The 20,979-nt window shown below is 42.8% G+C and carries 19 protein-coding genes, 1 tRNA gene and 1 rRNA gene (1 of these 21 only partly in view); 10 read left to right on the plus strand and 11 right to left on the minus strand.

The features are described 5' to 3' along the window. Positions 1–683, minus strand: a 16S ribosomal RNA gene (locus AC0VX1_RS23930) (it extends 868 nt beyond the left edge of the window). A gap of 435 nt (positions 684–1,118) precedes the next feature. Between AC0VX1_RS23930 and AC0VX1_RS23935 the strand changes: the two genes are divergently transcribed. Further along, the gene (locus tag AC0VX1_RS23935; protein WP_413008135.1) at positions 1,119–1,304 is read left to right on the plus strand and encodes a hypothetical protein; all 186 of its coding nucleotides are present in this window, start codon (positions 1,119–1,121) and stop codon (positions 1,302–1,304) included. A gap of 32 nt (positions 1,305–1,336) precedes the next feature. Here AC0VX1_RS23935 and AC0VX1_RS23940 read toward each other — a convergent pair whose 3' ends face one another. Beyond that, complete coding sequence (locus AC0VX1_RS23940; protein WP_413008152.1) at positions 1,337–2,236, minus strand: DMT family transporter; 900 nt, start codon at positions 2,234–2,236, stop codon at positions 1,337–1,339. 151 nt (positions 2,237–2,387) lie between these two features. On the opposite strand from AC0VX1_RS23940, the gene AC0VX1_RS23945 reads away from it, so the two are divergent. From AC0VX1_RS23945 to AC0VX1_RS23955, 3 genes are all read left to right on the plus strand, one after another. Then, complete coding sequence (locus AC0VX1_RS23945; RefSeq protein WP_057277968.1) at positions 2,388–3,095, plus strand: MgtC/SapB family protein; 708 nt, start codon at positions 2,388–2,390, stop codon at positions 3,093–3,095. A gap of 499 nt (positions 3,096–3,594) precedes the next feature. Beyond that, positions 3,595–4,611 (plus strand): YncE family protein, encoded by a 1,017-nt coding sequence (locus AC0VX1_RS23950; RefSeq protein WP_475469346.1) that lies wholly within the window; start codon positions 3,595–3,597, stop codon positions 4,609–4,611. 267 nt (positions 4,612–4,878) lie between these two features. Further along, positions 4,879–4,951, plus strand: a tRNA-Ala gene (locus AC0VX1_RS23955). Between the two features lie 236 nt (positions 4,952–5,187). On the opposite strand, the gene AC0VX1_RS23960 is transcribed toward AC0VX1_RS23955, so the two are convergent. The 3 genes from AC0VX1_RS23960 to AC0VX1_RS23970 form a co-directional block, all read right to left on the minus strand. Further along, positions 5,188–6,390 carry an aminotransferase-like domain-containing protein gene (locus AC0VX1_RS23960; protein ID WP_475469348.1) on the minus strand — a complete coding sequence of 401 codons (1,203 nt, stop codon included), beginning with the start codon at positions 6,388–6,390 and terminating at the stop codon, positions 5,188–5,190. 309 nt (positions 6,391–6,699) lie between these two features. Further along, on the minus strand, positions 6,700–6,972 hold the full coding sequence (locus AC0VX1_RS23965; protein ID WP_475469350.1) for an MmcQ/YjbR family DNA-binding protein: 273 nt from the start codon (positions 6,970–6,972) through the stop codon (positions 6,700–6,702). A 24-nt stretch (positions 6,973–6,996) separates the two neighbouring features. Next, positions 6,997–7,392 carry a VOC family protein gene (locus tag AC0VX1_RS23970; protein WP_475469352.1) on the minus strand — a complete coding sequence of 132 codons (396 nt, stop codon included), beginning with the start codon at positions 7,390–7,392 and terminating at the stop codon, positions 6,997–6,999. A gap of 237 nt (positions 7,393–7,629) precedes the next feature. On the opposite strand from AC0VX1_RS23970, the gene AC0VX1_RS23975 reads away from it, so the two are divergent. Then, positions 7,630–7,860, plus strand: coding sequence for a helix-turn-helix domain-containing protein (locus AC0VX1_RS23975; protein ID WP_034310472.1), 231 nt, complete (start codon positions 7,630–7,632; stop codon positions 7,858–7,860). A 322-nt stretch (positions 7,861–8,182) separates the two neighbouring features. Here the strand turns inward: AC0VX1_RS23975 and AC0VX1_RS23980 are convergent, their stop codons facing one another. After that, complete coding sequence (locus AC0VX1_RS23980) at positions 8,183–8,347, minus strand: hypothetical protein (RefSeq protein WP_156500233.1); 165 nt, start codon at positions 8,345–8,347, stop codon at positions 8,183–8,185. 388 nt (positions 8,348–8,735) lie between these two features. Between AC0VX1_RS23980 and AC0VX1_RS23985 the strand changes: the two genes are divergently transcribed. From AC0VX1_RS23985 to AC0VX1_RS24000, 4 genes are all read left to right on the plus strand, one after another. Continuing rightward, positions 8,736–9,653 (plus strand): proline dehydrogenase family protein, encoded by a 918-nt coding sequence (locus tag AC0VX1_RS23985; protein ID WP_413008127.1) that lies wholly within the window; start codon positions 8,736–8,738, stop codon positions 9,651–9,653. A gap of 57 nt (positions 9,654–9,710) precedes the next feature. After that, the gene (gene pruA / locus AC0VX1_RS23990) at positions 9,711–11,252 is read left to right on the plus strand and encodes an L-glutamate gamma-semialdehyde dehydrogenase (RefSeq protein ID WP_475469356.1); all 1,542 of its coding nucleotides are present in this window, start codon (positions 9,711–9,713) and stop codon (positions 11,250–11,252) included. 167 nt (positions 11,253–11,419) lie between these two features. Then, entirely contained in the window at positions 11,420–12,886 is a 1,467-nt protein-coding gene (gene putP, locus AC0VX1_RS23995) for a sodium/proline symporter PutP (RefSeq protein ID WP_475469358.1), read from the plus strand. A gap of 133 nt (positions 12,887–13,019) precedes the next feature. Further along, positions 13,020–14,240, plus strand: a complete 1,221-nt coding sequence (locus AC0VX1_RS24000) for a PucR family transcriptional regulator (RefSeq protein ID WP_475469360.1) — start codon at positions 13,020–13,022, stop codon at positions 14,238–14,240. A gap of 104 nt (positions 14,241–14,344) precedes the next feature. Here AC0VX1_RS24000 and AC0VX1_RS24005 read toward each other — a convergent pair whose 3' ends face one another. From AC0VX1_RS24005 to AC0VX1_RS24015, 3 genes are all read right to left on the minus strand, one after another. Beyond that, the gene (locus AC0VX1_RS24005; protein ID WP_475469362.1) at positions 14,345–14,578 is read right to left on the minus strand and encodes a hypothetical protein; all 234 of its coding nucleotides are present in this window, start codon (positions 14,576–14,578) and stop codon (positions 14,345–14,347) included. A gap of 107 nt (positions 14,579–14,685) precedes the next feature. Further along, on the minus strand, positions 14,686–16,140 hold the full coding sequence (locus tag AC0VX1_RS24010) for an alanine/glycine:cation symporter family protein (RefSeq protein WP_475469364.1): 1,455 nt from the start codon (positions 16,138–16,140) through the stop codon (positions 14,686–14,688). A 208-nt stretch (positions 16,141–16,348) separates the two neighbouring features. Further along, positions 16,349–18,001: a glycerol-3-phosphate dehydrogenase/oxidase gene (locus AC0VX1_RS24015; RefSeq protein ID WP_475469366.1), complete on the minus strand. Its 1,653-nt coding sequence runs from the start codon at positions 17,999–18,001 to the stop codon at positions 16,349–16,351. Positions 18,002–18,062: 61 nt separating this feature from the next. Between AC0VX1_RS24015 and AC0VX1_RS24020 the strand changes: the two genes are divergently transcribed. After that, the gene (locus AC0VX1_RS24020) at positions 18,063–18,308 is read left to right on the plus strand and encodes a hypothetical protein (protein ID WP_475469368.1); all 246 of its coding nucleotides are present in this window, start codon (positions 18,063–18,065) and stop codon (positions 18,306–18,308) included. A 177-nt stretch (positions 18,309–18,485) separates the two neighbouring features. Here the strand turns inward: AC0VX1_RS24020 and glpK are convergent, their stop codons facing one another. Both glpK and AC0VX1_RS24030 read right to left on the minus strand, forming a co-directional pair. Continuing rightward, positions 18,486–19,976, minus strand: coding sequence for a glycerol kinase GlpK (gene glpK / locus AC0VX1_RS24025; RefSeq protein ID WP_413004482.1), 1,491 nt, complete (start codon positions 19,974–19,976; stop codon positions 18,486–18,488). 21 nt (positions 19,977–19,997) lie between these two features. Then, positions 19,998–20,822, minus strand: a complete 825-nt coding sequence (locus AC0VX1_RS24030; protein WP_034310441.1) for an MIP/aquaporin family protein — start codon at positions 20,820–20,822, stop codon at positions 19,998–20,000. Positions 20,823–20,979: the final 157 nt, after the last annotated feature.

A 20,979-nucleotide genomic window follows, 5' to 3' on the forward strand; every position in this document is an offset into this window, starting at 1 on the left:
ATTCCACTTTCCTCTTCTGCACTCAAGTTCCCCAGTTTCCAATGACCCTCCACGGTTGAGCCGTGGGCTTTCACATCAGACTTAAGGAACCACCTGCGCGCGCTTTACGCCCAATAATTCCGGACAACGCTTGCCACCTACGTATTACCGCGGCTGCTGGCACGTAGTTAGCCGTGGCTTTCTGGTTAGGTACCGTCAAGGTACCAGCAGTTACTCTGGTACTTGTTCTTCCCTAACAACAGAACTTTACGACCCGAAGGCCTTCTTCGTTCACGCGGCGTTGCTCCGTCAGACTTTCGTCCATTGCGGAAGATTCCCTACTGCTGCCTCCCGTAGGAGTCTGGGCCGTGTCTCAGTCCCAGTGTGGCCGATCACCCTCTCAGGTCGGCTACGCATCGTCGCCTTGGTGAGCCATTACCTCACCAACTAGCTAATGCGCCGCGGGCCCATCTATAAGTGACAGCGTAAACCGTCTTTCCATCTTCTCTCATGCGAGAAAAGAACGTATCCGGTATTAGCTCCGGTTTCCCGAAGTTATCCCAGTCTTATAGGCAGGTTGCCCACGTGTTACTCACCCGTCCGCCGCTAATCTCAGGGAGCAAGCTCCCATCGATTCGCTCGACTTGCATGTATTAGGCACGCCGCCAGCGTTCGTCCTGAGCCAGGATCAAACTCTCCGAAGAAATGTTTGACTTGCTCATTTGCTTTTTTGATAGTGTGTGCTCACTTAAAATTTAACGTTGGCGCTTTGTTTTGTTCAGTTTTCAAAGAGCAATTTCGATGTCGTTCCTCTCAGAAGCGACCTCTATAATGTAACACATTCTGTCACGTTTCGTCAACAACTTTTTTAAAATCTTTTTCAACAACTTGTTAGCTGTTTAAGTTGCTGTCTTAGCGACAAGAAATAATATACCATGTACTAAAAATGTTTGCAATACGTTTTTTAAAACTTTTTTCAAAAAAAAACATATTCACCTATTTCCTTCTATATATTCTTTACATCATCACACTCCTCCCCTACATCCGGGCCATGCCCATGTTTTATGATAAAACGAAGCATATTTCCAAAGAAACACAAATAGTCATATATAGATATCTTTTTTCCATGAGGTGAAGCAATGAATCTGCCATTAATCGGATTACTCATTTCCTACAGTATGGCCCTTTACTTATTCAGTACCGCTTTTTATGAAGCCATCAAGTTCAGCAGAGAAAAAGGCGAGGTGAATGGTACGACGTTTTTATTCAGCTTTACTTTCGCTTTGATTTTCACACGGATCACCTATTTGTTTCACCCATATTAGATAAAAGCAGTAAGTCGGGAGACTTACTGCTTTTATACGGAGACTTGCGCCTCTTTATGTTCCTTGCTTTTCTTTTCATCCTTTAAGAACATCATCAAACCACCCAATATGATGGTACCTCCAAGGACCTGCGTCCAGAGTATCGGTTCATCTAATATGAAGTAAGCCAGAATTGTCGCTCCCACCGGTTCAAGCAATATTCCCATCGAAAGCGTCGATGTGCTTAACCATTTTAGTGACCAATTGAATAAAGAATGTCCTAATAAAGTCGGGAAAATGGCAAGCAAAACGAAATAGATCCAATCGGAAGCAGGATAAGGCGCCAATGCCTCTCCCTTGAAGATCACATAAAAAAACAAGGTGACGGCGCTGATTGCATACACGACAAATGTATATGTTATAGAAGAGATGCGTTTTCGGACATTTTGACCAAACAGTAAATATCCGGTTACGAGCGCACATGCGACAAGCGAAAGAACATCTCCCCAAAGCGCCATGCCGCTGATTCTCAAATCACCCCAGCTAATTACAAGGCTGCCTGCTATCGCAATGATGCCGCTCAATATTGCCTTCACTGAAAATCTTTCTTTAAAAAACAGGTAGGCTCCGGCAAAAGCGAATAAAGGCTGGAGGGTTACAAGGACGGTTGAACTTGCGACCGATGTGTAATTAAGCGATTCAAACCATAAGATAAAATGAAAAGCCAAAAACACTCCTGCCGCAATCGAATACAGCCAATCCTTTTTTTCAATGAATTTAAGTTCATGACGGTATTTCACCACGAAAACCGGCAACATAAGAAGGACGGTAAATAATAAACGGTAAAAGGCGATAACACCCGATGGAGCGGTCGCCAATTTAACAAGGATGGCTGAAAACGATACGGATGCCACACCGATTGCCAACGCTACATAGGGATTCACTTTTGGCATTTGCACTTAGATTCCTCCTTTCAACGGAATTACGTTACATAGAACTCTATTCTACTATGTTAAAATTATTAGGGTAGTTTTTTTTGAAAAACGGGTATATGGCAACAGACGATTTTATTCTTCGATAATAATTCGGAAGTGGTGAAACAAAATGGAATGGACATTCGACCCTCAATCGGAACTGCAAATCCTAATCAAATTGGGGATTTCAGCTCTACTTGGACTAATTATCGGCCTAGAGCGAGAAATGAAACGGAAACCCGTTGGATTAAAAACAAGCCTGGTCATTTCAATCGTCAGCTGTTTATTAACGATCGTTTCCATGGAATCCGCTTATAAATTCCCGGGTAGCGAAGACGTTAATATCACAATGGACCCCTTGCGTCTTGCGGCCCAGATCGTTTCCGGCGTCGGTTTTATAGGTGCTGGCGTCATTCTCCGGCGTGACAACAACAGCATATCCGGTTTAACGACAGCCGCCATCATCTGGGGAGCGGCGGGAATCGGGATTGCCGTTGGAGCTGGTTTTTTCCTCGAGGCCATAGCCGGCGTCATCTTATTGATCATTAGTGTGGAATTGGTGCCTGCAATCGTCACCTGGCTCGGACCCATGAAGTTACGGCAAAAAGAAATCTTTCTACAGCTGGTCGTACAAAATAAAGATGACATTGCAATCGTACTGAAAAAAATCAAAGACGAAAAAATATTCATCAAGAATCTCAGAATCAAAGATGTGGCAAATGACAACCACCTTTTGACCCTTAAAGTTCTGGTCGATCACAAAGTCAGAACATCGGAAGTGTATTACACCGTCTCCAATCTTAAGGAAATTGCACGGGTGGAAATCGAAAATGTATAAAATTAAAGGCCGTTTGACTGCACTCAAACAGTTCATAAAAGGGGTTGGGAATTAAACATTCCGAACCCCTTTTGAAATTCTCCTTAACTTTCCGTTAAACCATTTTTGCCCCCTTGGCAAGTCCAGTTGGGCATCAATGAATGGCTAAGTCTTGCCTGCTTAAACCAATCGAAACTTCCACAATCCTCAGTTCTTATCTCCAGCATCAGAATCTAACACCTATATATATGGACATTTACTATCCATCCATCGGTCAGGGAGGAAGTCTAGTGTTACGTGACTTCACTGTGGCCAAATCCATTCATCTAAGGGTCCACTCTATACATTTATTATAATTACAAAATGACCAAACCGATATCCTGCTCTATTCGTTTATATATAGTGAAAGGACGAACTCCTGCTTGACTTAAACATTTTAAAGGAAGGTGGTCAGGACAACCAGCATGATATTGACAGGGATATTAACCATTATCAAGAAAATAATTTCCCGAGGTGAGTGATGTTTAAAAAAATGAAGGTAAAAAGTATATGGATATCCTTACTATTTGTGTTTTTCATACCAAATGTATTAGGTGCTTCTTCTATTGAAAGTAAAAGCCCAGAGTTGGCGACAGGCTTTGACACCCACATCACCAACAATTCCCTTGCCGTAAGCCCGGATGAACAAATAGCGATTGTCTCGGATAGCCGTGAACAATCCATCCTGGTCTATGATCTTACCAAAGGCAAGTTGCGTAAAAAGATCGACGGCTTCGGTTCACCGAGAAACATCGTGTTTATTGATGGCGGCTCAGAGTTTATCGTCTCTGATAGTACTCTCGGTACGATTCGTTTTTACAGCTTAAAAAACTTCACCTTGAAAGATGAAGTTGTCGTTGGTCCAGGTGCATTCGGGACCGCTGTCAGTCCGGATGGCAAGACATTGTATGTGAACAATCAAGCACACAATTCCGTCACGATTGTGGATCTGGAAAAACGAAAACCGATTGACGTCATTACCGGTTTCGCCCAACCAAGGCAAGGCATTAAAGTCTCTTCGGACGGAAAATATATCTTTGTCACGAACTTTCAAGGAGATAAAGTGTCTATCGTTGATGCCGCCACCAAAAAAGTCATTCGTGAAATAACAGGGTTCTCCAGTATCCGCGGAATCTCGATTACCGCTGATGGAGGAACATTATATGCAGCCAACAGCGGACGCAACAGCATTTCCGCAGTGGATACGCTAGATGGTACTATAAAGGGTGAAATCAAAGTGGGACGCGAGCCATATGGCGCCGCTCTATCTCCTGATGATAAACTCCTTTTCGCAAGCAACAAAGCTGATCATACGATTGACGTGATCAATGTCGCTGATCACCGCGTAGTTAAGACAATCGGGGGGTTCAAAGAACCACGGCAAGCAATCGTCTTTAGCCAGGATGGGGATCAGGCTTATGTATTAAACCGGGATCTCTCCATTGCACGTGTTGATGTTAAAACATACACCATCACGGATATAATTCAGGATAAGTAAAAAAATATAAGCTTAAAATACTAGAATCTGATGAAGCACGTGATAAATGAAAATGAACCCAGAGATGGATTAACATGAAATCTTTTGCGGCAGGTCTTTTACATCCAATCGTATAAACAAAAAATCTGTAGCTACGTGATTCATCGCGTCTCTAGTCTGATCCGTTTGACTATCCTCAAACGGATTTTTTATCATTTTTGCAAAAATCTTATATTTTATATTGACTTTTCACCAAAATCCGATAAAATAATTATTGTACCTCAATTCGGGGCATTAGCTCAGCTGGGAGAGCGCTACGCTGGCAGCGTAGAGGTCAGCGGTTCGATCCCGCTATGCTCCATTTCCAAAAACCCTTGATATATCAAGGGTTTTTTCTTTTTTTGTCAATTTGTCCACCACTGCCCCCTAATATTTCTTCAATCACTGCGATAAAATTTTCATGCTTTTTTTAAACGTAATGTATGGGCCTTTTCCTCTCTCATGGTCGGAACATATTTTTGCTTTTATAATAAAAAACCTACCTCCTTTAAGGAAGCAGGCGTACAAATACATCGAAATAACTAATAGATTAACAAATTAACAATCCTTCAGGACACTAGATGCGATAAGCTGTCCTAGTCTTCGTATTCCCTCGATCATTTCTTTCTCATCGGCATAACTGAACGAGAGTCGGAGAAACTCAGTTCCATCGTTTTGATCCAAGAAAAAGTATTTCCCTGGAACATATGAAACACCATTAGCCAGAGCCTGTGATAATAACAGCGATGTATCCACTCCTGGAGTTTTCACCCATACAAAGTAACCGCCATCCGGAACATACCAGGAAACGGATTCTGGAAGGAATTGTTCCATCGAATGGATTAACGCAGTGCATTTAGAACGATACGTATTTTTTAAAAGGTCGAGCCGTTTCTCAAAATCGGTATTTTCTAAGTATACAGCCATTGAACTTTGAGCAAACGGATGGTCTAAATCTTTTTTAAACCATTCAAAAGCCTTGATGAATTCACTTTCTCCCGCTATCCATCCAATCCTCATTCCTGGCGCAACAACCTTGGATAATGACCCGACTTGGAGGACTCGCCCGCATTTATCAATAGTTTTTATTGGTACCGGATTTTCATCGAAGGATAATTCCCCGTATGCATCATCCTCCAGAATGAGGAAATCATACTCGATGGAAAGCTCCAATAAATGCTCCCGGCGCTCATTTGTCATAGTCGTTCCAGTTGGATTTTGAAAAGTTGGGATTGTATATAAAAAACGCGGGAGGGTTTGACCTGTGCGTTTCCTTTCATCCAGCATTTCCTTTAATCGGCATGTTTGGAGTCCCTGTTCATCTATGGGTATACTAATAATCCGTTTCGTATAGTTTTGAAAAATCTCCAAAGCCTCCATGTAGGTGGGAGACTCTACCGCTACAACCGCTTTATCATCAAGAAGAACGCGGGCAATAAGATCAATCCCCTGGCAAGCTCCTGATGTAATCAAAAGCTGTTCTTCCACAACGCAAATTCCACGCTCTGCCAACCTTTTCTGGATTTGCTTCTTTAGTCTTGGAATTCGCGGACTTCCGAGATAATGGAGCGGCAAATCCTGCTCCTCATCAAGAAGTCTGGCTACAGCTTCCTTAAGCTCCTCAGCAGGAACGAGAGCAGGATCAGGATAGCCTGAACTCAAGCGAATACAACCATCTGGCAGATCTGGCATCCATGCACCGGGCGGATCATTCTTAAGTGCCGCTTTAATGTTCTCAGAAAAAAAAGATTCAACATTCACTTCAACCAAACACCTTTCCTTCAATCAAATCTTGATTGATTCTCGCAATCTTTAAAGTTAGCTGCTTATTATAAGATACAAATCATAACCTACTATTAATTTTAAACGTTCTTCTGATGAGGGACAACAATCCCTCTCTTTATATTTTCCAAATTCCGGAGTCCCTCTTACACGTAAAAAATAAAGAAAGGCAGATCGTCCGCCTTTCTTCACTTTGTATTCAACTCATTCCATTTCTTTACCATACGTTTCGGTACCGCACGTAAATAACCTTCTTGAATTAGAGAGGTCAATTCATCCCAGTCTTCCCTATCCGGATTTTAGAATGGAAACCCAACCGTGACGTCCTATATATGGGGTTTTGAAATATTTCTCTTTCTGTAGCAATAATTCTTGAGTTTCTCGATTTGACTTGAATGACAAGCTGAATCCTTTCTCGCTTTCACCAGAAATCACGAAGGATTTTCCATTGATTTTAAAAGTATTGTGACCGAAACCATCAATATGTTCAACAGCTTCCGGCAGTGCAAGACAGATATTGCGTACATGATCAAGCATGGCTTCCGTGTATCGTGATTCCATGTTTTAATTCACCTATTATCCACTCTATTTTGCATTCGCATCGGGTTGATGAATTCCAAAAGTATTGCCTTCGGGATCGATATAGTATCCTTGCCAAGCCATTCCGGGAAGGGCAAATTTGGGCATTGCGAGCTTGCCGCCATTCTCGATAATTTTAGCTTCCGTTAAATCGTAGTTTTCCACGCCAATGGTACACGCAAATGCATTTAACGCTTGGCCTGTTTCCGGCGGAGCACTTTGGCGCTGCATCAAAGCACCATCGATACCATGTTCATTCTCATTGCCAGTCACTGCTCCAAAGTAAGGCATCCCTGCATAATCACTCCAGTCTTGAAATGACCATCCGAACACCTCTCCATAAAACGCCTTTGACCGTTCCATGTCATTCACATGAATTTCGAAATGAACTATTCTTCCCATGATTTCCTCCTAAGGTACATATGAATTATCCATTCACTTACATTATTCAGTCTGTGTTCGCTGCCTATTTATTATTATAATTTAAATGGAAATAAATTCAAACAAATTGAAGCTTCATCATACAACCAACCCGGGAACCGCTTTTCAACTTTGAATCCCAAACATTTGCGAAACTATGTGTATATTTTTGTGAAAGCTGGACGAGACTGCTAGTAAATCATTCTAGGAGGTTATCAAATGTTTAGATTCGGGAAGAGAAAGCCGCGAAGCAAGGTCGGTAAATTAATCGATAAGCACGGATATACCCAAGAGGAGTTTGTAAGTGCGTCAGGAATTTCTCGCAATACGATAAGCAGAGTTTGCAGTGATCCAAGGTATGTGCCGTCAGCCGGGGTTTTAAAGAAAATCATGAAGGCGGTTCGAAGTATAGATGCAGGCGCAAAGGCAGATGACTACTTTGATTTGTAAACAAAATGGCCTGGCTTATGGGCGGGCCTAAATGTATTTTTCAATTCTTGTTCATACTCTCCTATCCATGCTCCCAAAACCCAAGCTTTCCTTTCGGAAATAACCTTCATTCCAACGGCCCCGGCTTTTCAAAGTTCAGCTGAGATTCAACGACATCCCCTGAATTAAAATCCCCCACTTCCATTAGGAGCGGGGGATTTTCTTCATTCTCGGCTGATATGTATTGAGGTTCTTTTGTCCCTTTTAGACAAACCCTGCAGGGATTTCTTTAAACAAGGGCTAGTTATCGATTAGGGACAAAAGGTTATGTATTCCGCTTGAGCTATTTTCGGCCGACCATTTTCTTTATGAACTGAACCACAGGTGACACGATGGATTCATTTACATTCGTAAGGGCATAACCGATCAGACCCAAAATTACCAGGGCCATTATTAATCCTACTATCAATCCCGATGTTTCTCTAAGTTCTTCAAGTACAGCATCCATTCATTATCCTCCCCGGCTTGCCGATGCACTTATTTTTACGGTTTTTCACCGATTTCACGTCTGAAAGCTTCATTTATCGTTTTTTCTTTGAACATTGACCAATTCTGTTAAATAAGGTTCATTATAACGCATTGGATGATTATGGTCGAGCTGCCACTTTTAAACGCATTCATATTAGTCCTAATCACTAATAAAGGCTTTACCTCTAGCGTTTCTCTTTAAGTCAAAAGATAAACCTTCATTACAACTGAAGAAATGTAAACCTTTTCATTTGTCCAAAACCGACAAAGAAATGACAGAATTATTGTTTTTTAAGAACATTGAGAATATTGTCGAAAAACCTTAAGCTTAATTTAAGAAATACATCTTCTTAGGGGGTGCGCTTTATATGGAAGCCATTACAAGGGACTTTTTCTTATTTTTATCTAAGAATAACCTGCTTAATAATATTGCTAAAAAAAGCGGAGGAAATTTTGCTGCTGGAAAGATCATTGGGGGAACTGATTTCCAAAGTTCCGTTAAATTCATTAAACAACTTAATAATAGCGGCTTGTCGGTTACAGTCGACCATCTTGGGGAATTCGTTGATTCCAAGGAAGTGACTCTGGAACGGACGGCAGAATGCATCGAAACCATCGAAATGATCAGCAGGGAAAAACTTGATTCACAGGTTTCTCTGAAAATGACTTCTTTGGGACTTGATATCGATCATAAACTAGTGATTGAGAATATGACGAAAATTCTTGATACAGCCGAAAAACATAAAGTCATGGTCACGATCGATATGGAAGATGAAGTTCGCTGTCAGGCAACAATCGATATCTTTAGACAGTTCAAAGAAAAATACAGCTGCATAAGTACTGTTCTACAAGCATATTTATTCCGCACAGAGAAGGATTTGGAGGACCTTGGCCAATATAAGCCATTCCTGCGTCTCGTAAAGGGTGCCTACAAGGAATCTGCCGAGGTGGCTTTTCCCGAGAAGAATGATGTCGACGAAAACTATAAAAAGTTGATTAAGCAAAGTCTTCTTAACGGAAATTATACGGCCATTGCCTCACATGATGACAAAATCATCGAATATACAAAAGAGCTGGCCAAGAAATATAACATCCCAAATACACAATTCGAATTCCAAATGCTTTATGGCATGAGGAACAAGACTCAATACGAATTGGTCAAGCAAGGTTACAAAATGCGCGTCTATGTACCATACGGTCTGGATTGGTATGGATACTTCATGAGAAGGCTTGCAGAAAGGCCATCCAATATTGCCTTCGCCTTCAAAGGGATGGTCAGAAGCTAAATATACTTTCAACATTATTAATTGCTACAAAAAATCTATTAAAAGGTGTGATTATCAATGATTTCATATAAACACGAACCATTTGTTGATTTTACAAACGAGGAAAACAAAAAAGCATATCAGGAAGCACTTCAAACTGTGGAGGGCTACTTAGGGGAAGACTACCCTCTTTATATCGGAGCAGAGCAAGTGACGACTGATGAGAAAATCGTTTCATACAACCCTGCAGATAAGCAAGAAGTCATCGGCCGCGTATCGAAAGCGAATAGGGACCTTGCTGAAAAAGCCATGCAGGAAGCTGTTACCGCTTTTGAAAGCTGGAAAAAAGTGAAGCCAGAAATCCGCGCTGACGTTTTGTTCAAAGCGGCTGCCATCATTCGCAGACGCAAGCATGAATTCTCTGCGTTATTGACGAAAGAAGCGGGAAAACCTTGGAATGAGGCTGATGCTGATACAGCGGAAGCAATCGATTTCCTTGAATTCTATGCTCGTCAAATGCTGACTCTTAAAGATGGTGTGCCTGTTCAAAGCCGTCCGGGAGAATTCAACCGCTATGATTACATTCCATTAGGAGTAGGCATCATCATTTCTCCTTGGAACTTCCCATTTGCGATCATGGCAGGTACAGCTGTTGCCGCTATCGTTACCGGGAACACGATCCTGTTGAAACCAGCTTCTACTACTCCTATCGTTGCTGCGAAATTCGTTGAAGTGATGCTTGAAGCAGGCCTTCCAGCAGGTGTGTTGAATTTCGTTCCAGGAAGCGGAGCAGAGGTCGGCGACTACCTGGTCGATCATCCTAAAACACGTTTCATCTCCTTCACAGGTTCACGTGATGTAGGTCTGCGCATTTACAAACGTGCTTCAGAAGTGAACGAAGGCCAAATTTGGCTGAAGCGTGTCATCGCTGAAATGGGCGGAAAAGATACAATCGTCGTCGACAAAGAGGCAGATCTTGAATTGGCTGCTCAATCGATCGTGAAATCTGCATTTGGCTTCTCTGGCCAAAAATGTTCTGCTTGTTCCCGTGCTGTCATCGTTGAAGATGTATATGATCAAGTTTTAGCTCGCGCTGTTGAATTAACAAAACAGCTTACAGTTGGTAATCCTGTAGAAAATCATTTCATGGGACCGGTTATCGATCAAGCTGCTTTTGACAAAATCATGAGCTATATTGAAATCGGGAACGAAGAAGGACGCATTCTGACTGGAGGAGAAGGAGATAGCTCTACAGGCTACTTCGTTCAACCGACAATCGTTGCTGATGTCGATCCGCAAGGCCGCTTGATGCAAGAAGAAATCTTCGGACCAGTCGTTGCCTTCACAAAAGCGAAGGACTTTAACGAAGCACTTGAGATTGCCAATAACACTGAATATGGTTTGACTGGGGCTGTCATTACGACAAATCGCCTTAACATGGAAAAAGCACGCGAAGAATTCCATGTCGGGAACTTGTATTTCAACCGCGGCTGTACTGGTGCAATCGTAGGTTATCAGCCATTCGGTGGGTTCAACATGTCAGGAACTGATTCCAAGGCAGGCGGACCGGACTACTTGCAGCTTCATATGCAAGCAAAAACAACATCCGAAACATTCTGATAATGTTCCATAGAGCAATTTTGAAGATGATTTGAAATCCCTATGGTTTCCGTATCCTCCATTCTGGATACGGAAACCAAAATGAGGTTAAATGGAGGAAGTGACAAATAGGTTGCTTCCTCTTTTAAAACAAAAAAATATAAATTTCAACCTGAAGGGAGTCTTTTATGGATTACGCATTAATAATTTCGATCAGCATTTACATGGCTGGCATGCTTTTCATTGGTTACTTCGCTTACAAAAGAACTTCCAATTTAAATGATTATATGCTGGGCGACCGGGGTCTTGGACCTGCTGTCACTGCATTAAGCGCCGGTGCCGCGGATATGAGCGGCTGGCTTTTAATGGGGATGCCTGGTGCCATGTTCGCAACAGGACTAAGTTCCATCTGGATTGTAATCGGTCTCACGTTAGGAGCCTATGCGAACTGGCTGTATGTTGCACCAAGATTGAGAACTTATACGGAAGTCGCCAATAACTCCATTACGATTCCCGCTTTCCTGGAAAATCGTTTTGGCGAGGGCTCACGGATCTTAAGGCTCATTTCGGCATTGGTTATCCTGATATTCTTCACCTTTTACGTTTCTTCCGGAATGGTATCCGGCGGAGTCTTATTCCAAAGTACATTTGGCCTTGATTACCACTCAGGTCTATGGATTTTGACAGGTGTCGTCGTCGCCTATACTTTATTCGGCGGATTCCTGGCAGTAAGCTGGACAGACTTTGTTCAAGGTATCATCATGGTCGTCGCCTTGGTTCTTGTACCGATCGTCACCCTTTTCCATGTTGGCGGTTTCGGTCCTTCGATCGACACGCCACGTTCCATTGATCCAGCTCTATTGAATATTTTCACAGGGACGAGCTTTTTAGGCATCATCTCATTGTTTGCATGGGGACTGGGTTACTTCGGACAGCCGCATATCATTGTCCGCTTTATGGCGATCAGCTCTGTTAAGGAAATCAGGAAAGCCCGTAATATCGGGATGAGCTGGATGATTTTCTCCAGTGTCGGTGCTATGTTGACTGGATTCATCGGAATCACGTATTATCACCAGAACGGACTCAAGTTAGCTGATCCTGAAACGATTTTCATAGAGTTAGGGGAAATACTATTCCACCCATTCATTACTGGTTTCTTGATTTCAGCAATACTGGCAGCCGTCATGAGCACGATTTCTTCGCAGCTTTTGGTTACCGCCAGCTCTTTAACCGAGGATATATACAAAACCTTCTTTCGTCGCTCCGCTTCAGACAAAGAACTTGTTTTTCTCGGCAGACTTTCTGTACTGATCATTTCAATCATCGCGCTTATTCTCTCTTGGGAGAAAAATGACACGATTCTTGGACTTGTCGGGTATGCTTGGGCTGGATTCGGTTCTTCATTCGGTCCATTGGTCTTACTAAGCCTCTGCTGGAAACGGATGACAAAATGGGGGGCATTAGCAGGGATGGTCGTAGGTGCAGGCACTGTAATCTTCTGGTCCATGGCCGGATTATCCGATACGCTTTATGAAATGATTCCTGGTTTTGGCGCAAGCTTGATTGCCATCATCGTGGTCAGTCTCCTAACAGCGAAACCATCAAAAGAAGTAGAAGCTAAATTCGAGGAATTCGAAAAAACTTTAAAACAATAATAAACCCCCTAAAAGGAACGGTATTTTTTCATATACCGTTCCTTCTTTGTTCTTGCCCCTATACACATCATTAGTTTAAAAGTATTATTAAACTAAGTTGTCATATACTTCAAAAAACTACAGGGGGCCATATATGTCATTAGAAAAAATCCTGACACTCACAAACATCAACGATATAACGGATATGGTCAGCACTTATTTAAAAAAACCAGTCGTCATCGAAAATGACCAATTTTTATTGCTGGCATATAGTTCATATTATATCGAACACTTCGACCAAGCCAATCGGCAAACCATCTTCACAAAGCATTGGCCGATTCCAATCCTGGAAAAATTCATGGATGAGGGCATTGTCGAACAGCTTAAAACAGTGGAGCATCCCTTTAGGGTGAAACAAATCGAGGAAATCGGGTTAAATCAAAGGGTCGTTGTGAGCGCCGTTCATAAAGGACAGGTCTTCGGGTTCATTTGGGTCCAAGAAACGGAAATGATGACTGATTCCGATCTGGAATTTTTACACGAAGTTTCCCATCATATCGGCAAGCTCCTTTATCAGAAAAAACAGATAAACATGAAAAAAGATGAAGAAAAAAATGAGTTTTATCAAAAGATCATTGACGAAGTCTATCAAACGGAAAATCAAATAAAATGGGAAGCCGCCAATATGAGTCTTCTCATTCCGGAAACCTTCCTTATCAATGTCTTTACCATCGCTCAATCCGATGCGGAACATTTCGATGAATTAACGGATACTGTCAGTCTATTCGCCAATGCATTGAATCATTTTACCCATGTATTCACAAACCAATTGAAGATCATCGTCCTAATTGGCAGCAACGGAAAAGGGAAAGACCTGCTTATCGATAGCGCCAATGATTTAACGAACACCGTTCTTTCCCAATTCAATGACAAAAAGGTATTCCCGGGAATCGGAAATGAGTACTCTTCGATTCTTCAATTAAGAAAATCCTATCTCGAAGCCCTGGAAGTGATCAACGCAGCCAAATTCATCGGTGAACCCGAACAGCTTCCCTTCCAATATAGCAAGCTTGGGATTTTCCGTTACCTCGAAATGATCTCCAACCATCATACTAAAACGAATTATATCAATTCGGATTTAGAAATTCTTCAAAAGAAGGATCTGGAAAGCCAAACCAAACTCCTTCAAACACTGGAAATATATCTCTTGAACAATTGCCGGATCAAACCGACATCGGAACAGCTATACATTCATACCAACACATTGAAATATAGATTGAATCAAATAACCGATCTCACCTCAATCGATTTTGATGACTTTCATTCGAGAATGCAACTATACATCGACTTACAGCTTATAAAGCAGAGATCTTAAAGAACGTCCCGGGTGATTCAATAAGCGAAGGAGAGAAGAAACGCGGCGAGGACTGCCGGTTTCTTCTCTCCTTATTCATGCTTTACCTCTTTACTGGACTCACCTTATGCGGAAACTTTAGGCCTCCCAGTACGAACAAACTCCATGATTTCCTCTTTCGATAGTTGGCTAAGACCCAGAGTTTCAATGGTTCTTCCACTTTGCGGAGTGCCCCCAACAAGAATTTCCCGGCTTATCGCTTGAACCAAGAACCATTCCGTTTTATCCGTAATAAGCACATCATCGCCGATTACTTCACTGGTTATGTTCACAATTTCATGGGCTAATTTGGCTAACATATAATCCCCCTGGTTATCAAAACTATAAAAAACCAGCTCTCAATTTACTTGAGCTGGTTTTTCATGTATCTTCTTCTATTAAATGAATTCAAGGGAGGGCATTTTCCTCAAGAAACATTTTCCTTGTCTCTGGTATATTCATGCTCCCAAAAATCGGCGTTTTTTATGCCTAAAGCTTTTGGATTGAAAACAGGATCGATCCCTGCCTTCTTTTGCTTTTCGTAATCCTTTAACGTAATGAGCGCCGGTTTAGCAAGAATTAAAATGGCAATGACATTGAGCCATACCATGATCCCTAATCCAGCATCCCCTAATGCCCAAGCCAGCTCTGCCGTACGAATGGTCCCATAGAAACTAGCTGCAAGTATGATAAGTTTCAATGCCAGCATGGCCCACTTACTATTCCGTTTGCGGATTAAATAGGCAATATTCGTTTCCGCAATATAATAGTAGGCCATGATCGTCGTAAAGGCGAAGAAGAAAAGGGCGATTGCAACAAAGCCAGCACCAAAGCCTGGGATCACGCTATCGATTGCCGCTTGTGTATACCCTGGACCAGGTGTTACATCACCCAAATTATTGACGATATATGAACCATTTTCCGCTTGTGTATTATACATGCCTGTAAATAAAATCATGAATGCCGTAGCGGAACATACGAACAATGTGTCGATATAAACCGAGAAGGCTTGAACAAGCCCCTGCTTTGCCGGGTGTGATACTTCAGCCGCAGCAGCCGGGTGAGGACCTGTGCCTTGTCCTGCCTCATTCGAATAAACGCCGCGTTTCACTCCCCAAGCTATCGCCATCCCGATTAACCCGCCAAATGCAGAATCCATCCCGAAGGCACTTCTGAATATTAATGAAATGACACCTGGTAATTCTGTAATATTCATTAGGACGATGACAACGGATAGTAATATATAACCAAGGGCCATGAATGGCACGATTATTTGTGCAGCATTAGCTATCCGTTTTACACCGCCGAATATAATGAAACCAAGTAATAGAATGACAGCTATACCCGTGATTGCAGGTTGAATTCCAAATGCATTCTCCATACCCGCGGCAATTGAATTGGACTGAACACCAGGCATCAGCACAGCCATTGCTATTAGTGCAGCGAATGCAAAAAGGACAGCAAACCACTTCACACCCATTCCTTTTTCAATATAATAGGCTGGTCCCCCTCGATATTGACCGTCTTGCTTGACTTTATATATTTGAGCTAAAGTTGATTCCACGAAAGCACTCGATGCTCCAATGAAGGCAATGGCCCACATCCAGAAAACGGCACCGGGACCGCCAAAGGCGATAGCCGTGGCCACTCCTGCAATGTTACCTGTACCGACCCGACCTGAAAGGGCTATGGATAAAGCCTGGAATGAGGAAACCCCCGCTTCCGAACTTTTCCCTTGGAACATCAAAATGACCATTTCCTTAATATGCCTTACTTGCAGAAACCGGGTTAAAATAGAGAATACTAAACCTACTCCCAATAATATATAAATGACTGGCGTACTCCATAAAACCCCATTTAAAGCCGTAATAAAATCAGACAATCAATTTCCTCCTTAAATTAAATTTAGAAAATTCAAACTTATCTTTTATCGATTATATTTCATCTTAATAGATTAAACAATAGTTTTTCGCGTCAGGAAATCTTACATGAACATTTTTATTTTTCCACTTGCAAATCCCCCGATAATCAATTCCGAATACAAAAAAAACGCCAGCGATTCCGCCGGCGTCATGTTTTTTGCATATGGATCAAGATACTTTAATCGCACCCAAAATTTCCTGTTCCAATTGTTTGGCTCTCTCCATTTTTGTTGATTCCGTCCATCCAAAATATCCAGCCATATAATCGATCACTGCATGTTTATGCGTTTGGACTAAATCGATATCGAATAACAATGTCCCCGTCCTGCGGAAGAAGAAATCCACTGGAGTTGCGGCCATTTCATGATCCACTGCGTATTTCAGCTGTACGAACAATTTCTTTGGAATGCCGATAGTCGCTCCTCCATCTCCTTCGTTTTTGGCGATATCGAATAACACAGGTGCGTTGGAACCGTACATGGCCAATATCTCTTTGGCGTCCTTTAAAACGAGCCCTGAGTCAACTCCCATTTGAACATGTTGCTTGATATAATCGGAGAAGTTGCTTGATCCCCCGACATCCCCTCCGGAAATCGGCATGCCTTTCGTGCTGCTGGCTGGATACTTTTTATTGGACTGCTGGGCAAGTTTCCCTGCTAAAAGGTCGACCGTCGTTTTTGCCATTTTGCGATAACCGGTCAATTTCCCACCCGCAATCGTGATAAGGCCAGAATCGGACTCCCAGATTTCATCTTTCCTTGATATCTCAGAAGGATCTTTCCCTTCTTCAAGAATCAACGGCCTTACCCCAGCCCAGCTGGATTCGATATCATCATCCGTAATGTTCACTTCTGGAAACATATAATGTATGGACTTTAATAGATAGGCACGGTCTTCGGAAGTAACGGTCGGCACTGCAGGATCACCATCATAAAAAGTATCCGTAGTCCCTACATAAGCTTTACCTGCTCTCGGGATGGCAAAAATCATCCGGCCATCAGGCGTATCAAAATAAAGCGCCTGCTTCAACGGGAATTTCGATTGGTCGATGACCACGTGAACACCCTTGGATAACTTCAGCGTCTTCCCTTGTTTCGATTGGTCCTTCTCACGAATGGAATCCACCCACGGACCTGCTGCATTAATAACTTTTTCTGCGTATATTTCATAAGCATCACCTGAAAGCAAATCGGCCACTTGGACTCCGTTCACCTTACCGTTTTCATATAACAATTTATCTACTTTTGTATAATTTATCGGTGTTGCACCTTTATCGACAGCCGCCTTCATGACTTCAATCGTAAGACGTGCATCATCTGTCCGATATTCAACATAGTAGCCTCCGCCCTTCAGTCCCTCTTTCTTAACGAGAGGCTCCCGTTTTAGTGTTTCATCCGCCGAAAGCATTTTCCTGCGTTCAGATTTTTTAACCCCTGCAAGGAAATCATAGACCCGAAGCCCAATCGAAGTACTGAATTTCCCGAAGGTGCCTCCTTTATGCATCGGTAACAGCATCCATTCCGGCGTGGTCACATGCGGTCCATTCTCATATACGATTTCTCGCTCTTTACCAACCTCGGCAACCATTTTTATTTCAAATTGCTTCAAATACCGCAATCCGCCATGAACAAGTTTTGTCGAGCGGCTTGAAGTACCAGCAGCAAAATCCTGCATTTCAACCAAAGCCACTTTCATCCCACGGGTCGTTGCATCCAGAGCGATCCCTGCACCGGTTATTCCCCCACCAATGACAACCACATCAAATTTCTCTTTTTTCAGAGTTTCGACCGTTTCTTCCCGATATATATTTGAAAACCTCATGCCTGACTCCTCCTTTAAGTATTGCATTCTATTGTTTTTTGTATGAATTCTGGGTATACTCGTGAATTCTGCGTTTACTCGTGAATTCTGTACTTTTACTCGTGAATTCGCTCCATTTACTCGTGAATTTACACGGTTTACTCGTGAATTCTCACGGTTTACTCGTGAATTCTGCGTTTACCGTGAATTCGGTCATTTACTCGTGAATTCGCTCCATTTACTCGTGAATTTACACGGTTTACTCGTGAATTCTGCGTTTACTCGTGAATTCGGTCATTATATTCAATTGGTTCATTTGTTCGCATAAGTTATATAGATATTAATATCCCTAATCTGCCGTTAAAAACAAAAAAAGAGACCATAAATGCACATTATCGAATTAACGATAACGCATTCATGGTCTCTCCTGTTCTCCGGCCGAGTTATTAACTTGATTTCATTATAGCATACTCCAGCTCATTTGAGAAAGAATTCATGTTGTTTTTTATTTAAATGCCATAGCGGCATGTACGGCTTTCTTCCAGCCTTCATATAATTTTTCACTTTCTTGCTCTTCCATGGATGGTTCAAAGGTTTTGTCCACCGCCCATTGCCGGGAGATTTCTTCTTGATCCTTCCAATACCCGACAGCAAGGCCTGCTAAGTATGCAGCACCTAATGCTGTAGTTTCGTTTATGGTCGGCCTCTCGACGGGCACACGTAATAAGTCGCCCTGGAATTGCATCAAGAAGTCATTCTTGACTGCCCCGCCATCCACTCTTAATGTTTGCAGCTCGATTCCTGAATCCGCCTCCATTGCATCAAGGACATCCTTCGTTTGATACGCAAGTGATTCAAGTGTGGCGCGAATGAAATGTTCTTTTGATGTGCCGCGCGTCAAACCAAAAACGGCACCCCGCACTTCGCTGTCCCAATATGGAGTTCCAAGTCCTACAAAGGCCGGTACCACATATACTCCATCCGTACTTTCCACCCGTTTTGCATAGGCTTCACTGTCCTTGGCATCATGCAGCATCCGCAGGCCATCGCGCAGCCATTGGATGGCGGAGCCAGCTACGAATATACTGCCTTCCAGTGCATATTCGACCTTCCCATTCAAGCCCCAAGCAAGGGTCGTCAATAGTCCGTGTTCAGAGCTGACAGCCTTGGTTCCTGTATTCATGAGCATGAAACAGCCTGTTCCATACGTATTTTTAGCCATTCCTTCCTTAAAGCAGGCTTGGCCGAATAATGCTGCCTGCTGATCACCGGCTGCCCCGGCGATCGGAATCGATTGGCCGAAGAAATGATAATCGATCGTACGTGCATATTCCTCAGAGGAAGGCCTCACTTCCGGCAGCATCGACTTTGGTACAGTCAATATCTCAAGCAGTTCTTCATCCCATTTCAGTTCATGGATATTGTACATCAATGTCCGGGATGCATTGGAATAGTCCGTTACATGAGCCTTGCCTCCTGATAGCTTCCAGATCAGCCAAGTATCGATGGTACCGAATAACAGCTTGCCTTCATCCGCCTTTTGCCGCGCCCCTTCCACATTATCGAGGATCCATTTCACTTTCGTTCCGGAAAAATAGGCATCTATCAACAATCCCGTTTTATCCCGGAATAGATCATTAAGTCCCTTTTCCTTCAACTCATCACAGATTCCACTTGTTTGCCTGGACTGCCATACAATCGCATTATAGACAGGCGTACCTGTTTCCTTATCCCAAACGACTGCCGTTTCACGCTGATTGGTGATCCCGATACCGGCAATTTGCTCTGGCTTTACACCGGATTCAGATAGTACACCGGCGATCACCGCCAGGATCGACCCCCAAATCTCATTGGCGTTATGTTCGACCCAGCCTGGTTTAGGGAAATGCTGCGTGAATTCCTTTTGGGAGGAATGGACGATTTCCCCCTTTTCATTAAATAAAATCGCCCTCGAACTTGTTGTTCCTTGATCTAATGATAAAATGTATTTTTCCATTGTGTATGCCCCTCCTTTTAATTAACTAGCGATATTTCTGCTATCCAATTCATGTGACTGTTTTTTACCAAAAGCATAGGCTACTATCAATAGTACCAGGCTTGCACCCATAACAGACCAAAATCCTGCCGTTATTTCCCCCATAAAGAATGCTTTATAACAAACGGCACCAAGTGAACCCCCTACAATCGGTCCAACGACCGGAATCCATGAATAGCCCCAGTTGGAATTTCCTTTACCAGGTATCGGCAGCAAAAAGTGAGCGATGCGCGGCCCCAGGTCGCGGGCCGGGTTAATGGCGTATCCTGTCGTTCCCCCAAGTGACATCCCGATCACGACAATCAATAACCCGACTGCGAATGGGTTTAGGCCCTCTGTAAAATTATTGGCCCCTATAAATAATAGACCAAGAATAAGGATGAAAGTTCCAATCATCTCACTTAATAGATTTGAAAATGTGTGCGGGATTGCAGGTGAAGTCGCGAATACACCAAGCTTCGCCCCTGGATCATCCGTAGCTTTCCAGTGTGGCAAATAGTGCAGGAATACTAGAGTTGCGCCGAGTATCGCGCCAATCATCTGGGCAACGATGTAACCCGGCACATCACTCCATGGAAATTCTCCAATAATGGCAAACCCTACTGTGACCGCCGGGTTTAAATGCGCCCCGCTTATGGAACCCACTGCAAAAACACCCATGGTAACAGCCAATCCCCACGCAATCGTGATAACGATCCAGCCGGCATCTTTTGCATAGGAACCCTTTAAGGATGAACCTGCCCCAATACCTGCTCCGAATAAAACTAAAATCATCGTGCCTAACACTTCTCCCCAAAATGGAGTCATGATAAAACCCCTCCCCTGATAATTTTTTAAACCTTGCCAACAAATAAAAGGAGATCCACAGCAGAACTATATTCATAAAAAAAATTATGAATAGATCTGTTGTGAATCTCCTAGTCTCCGTCACATATATTAACTTGTACTGTAAAATATACTAGGT

The organism is Peribacillus sp. QJM3NY_7 (genome assembly GCF_056173225.1).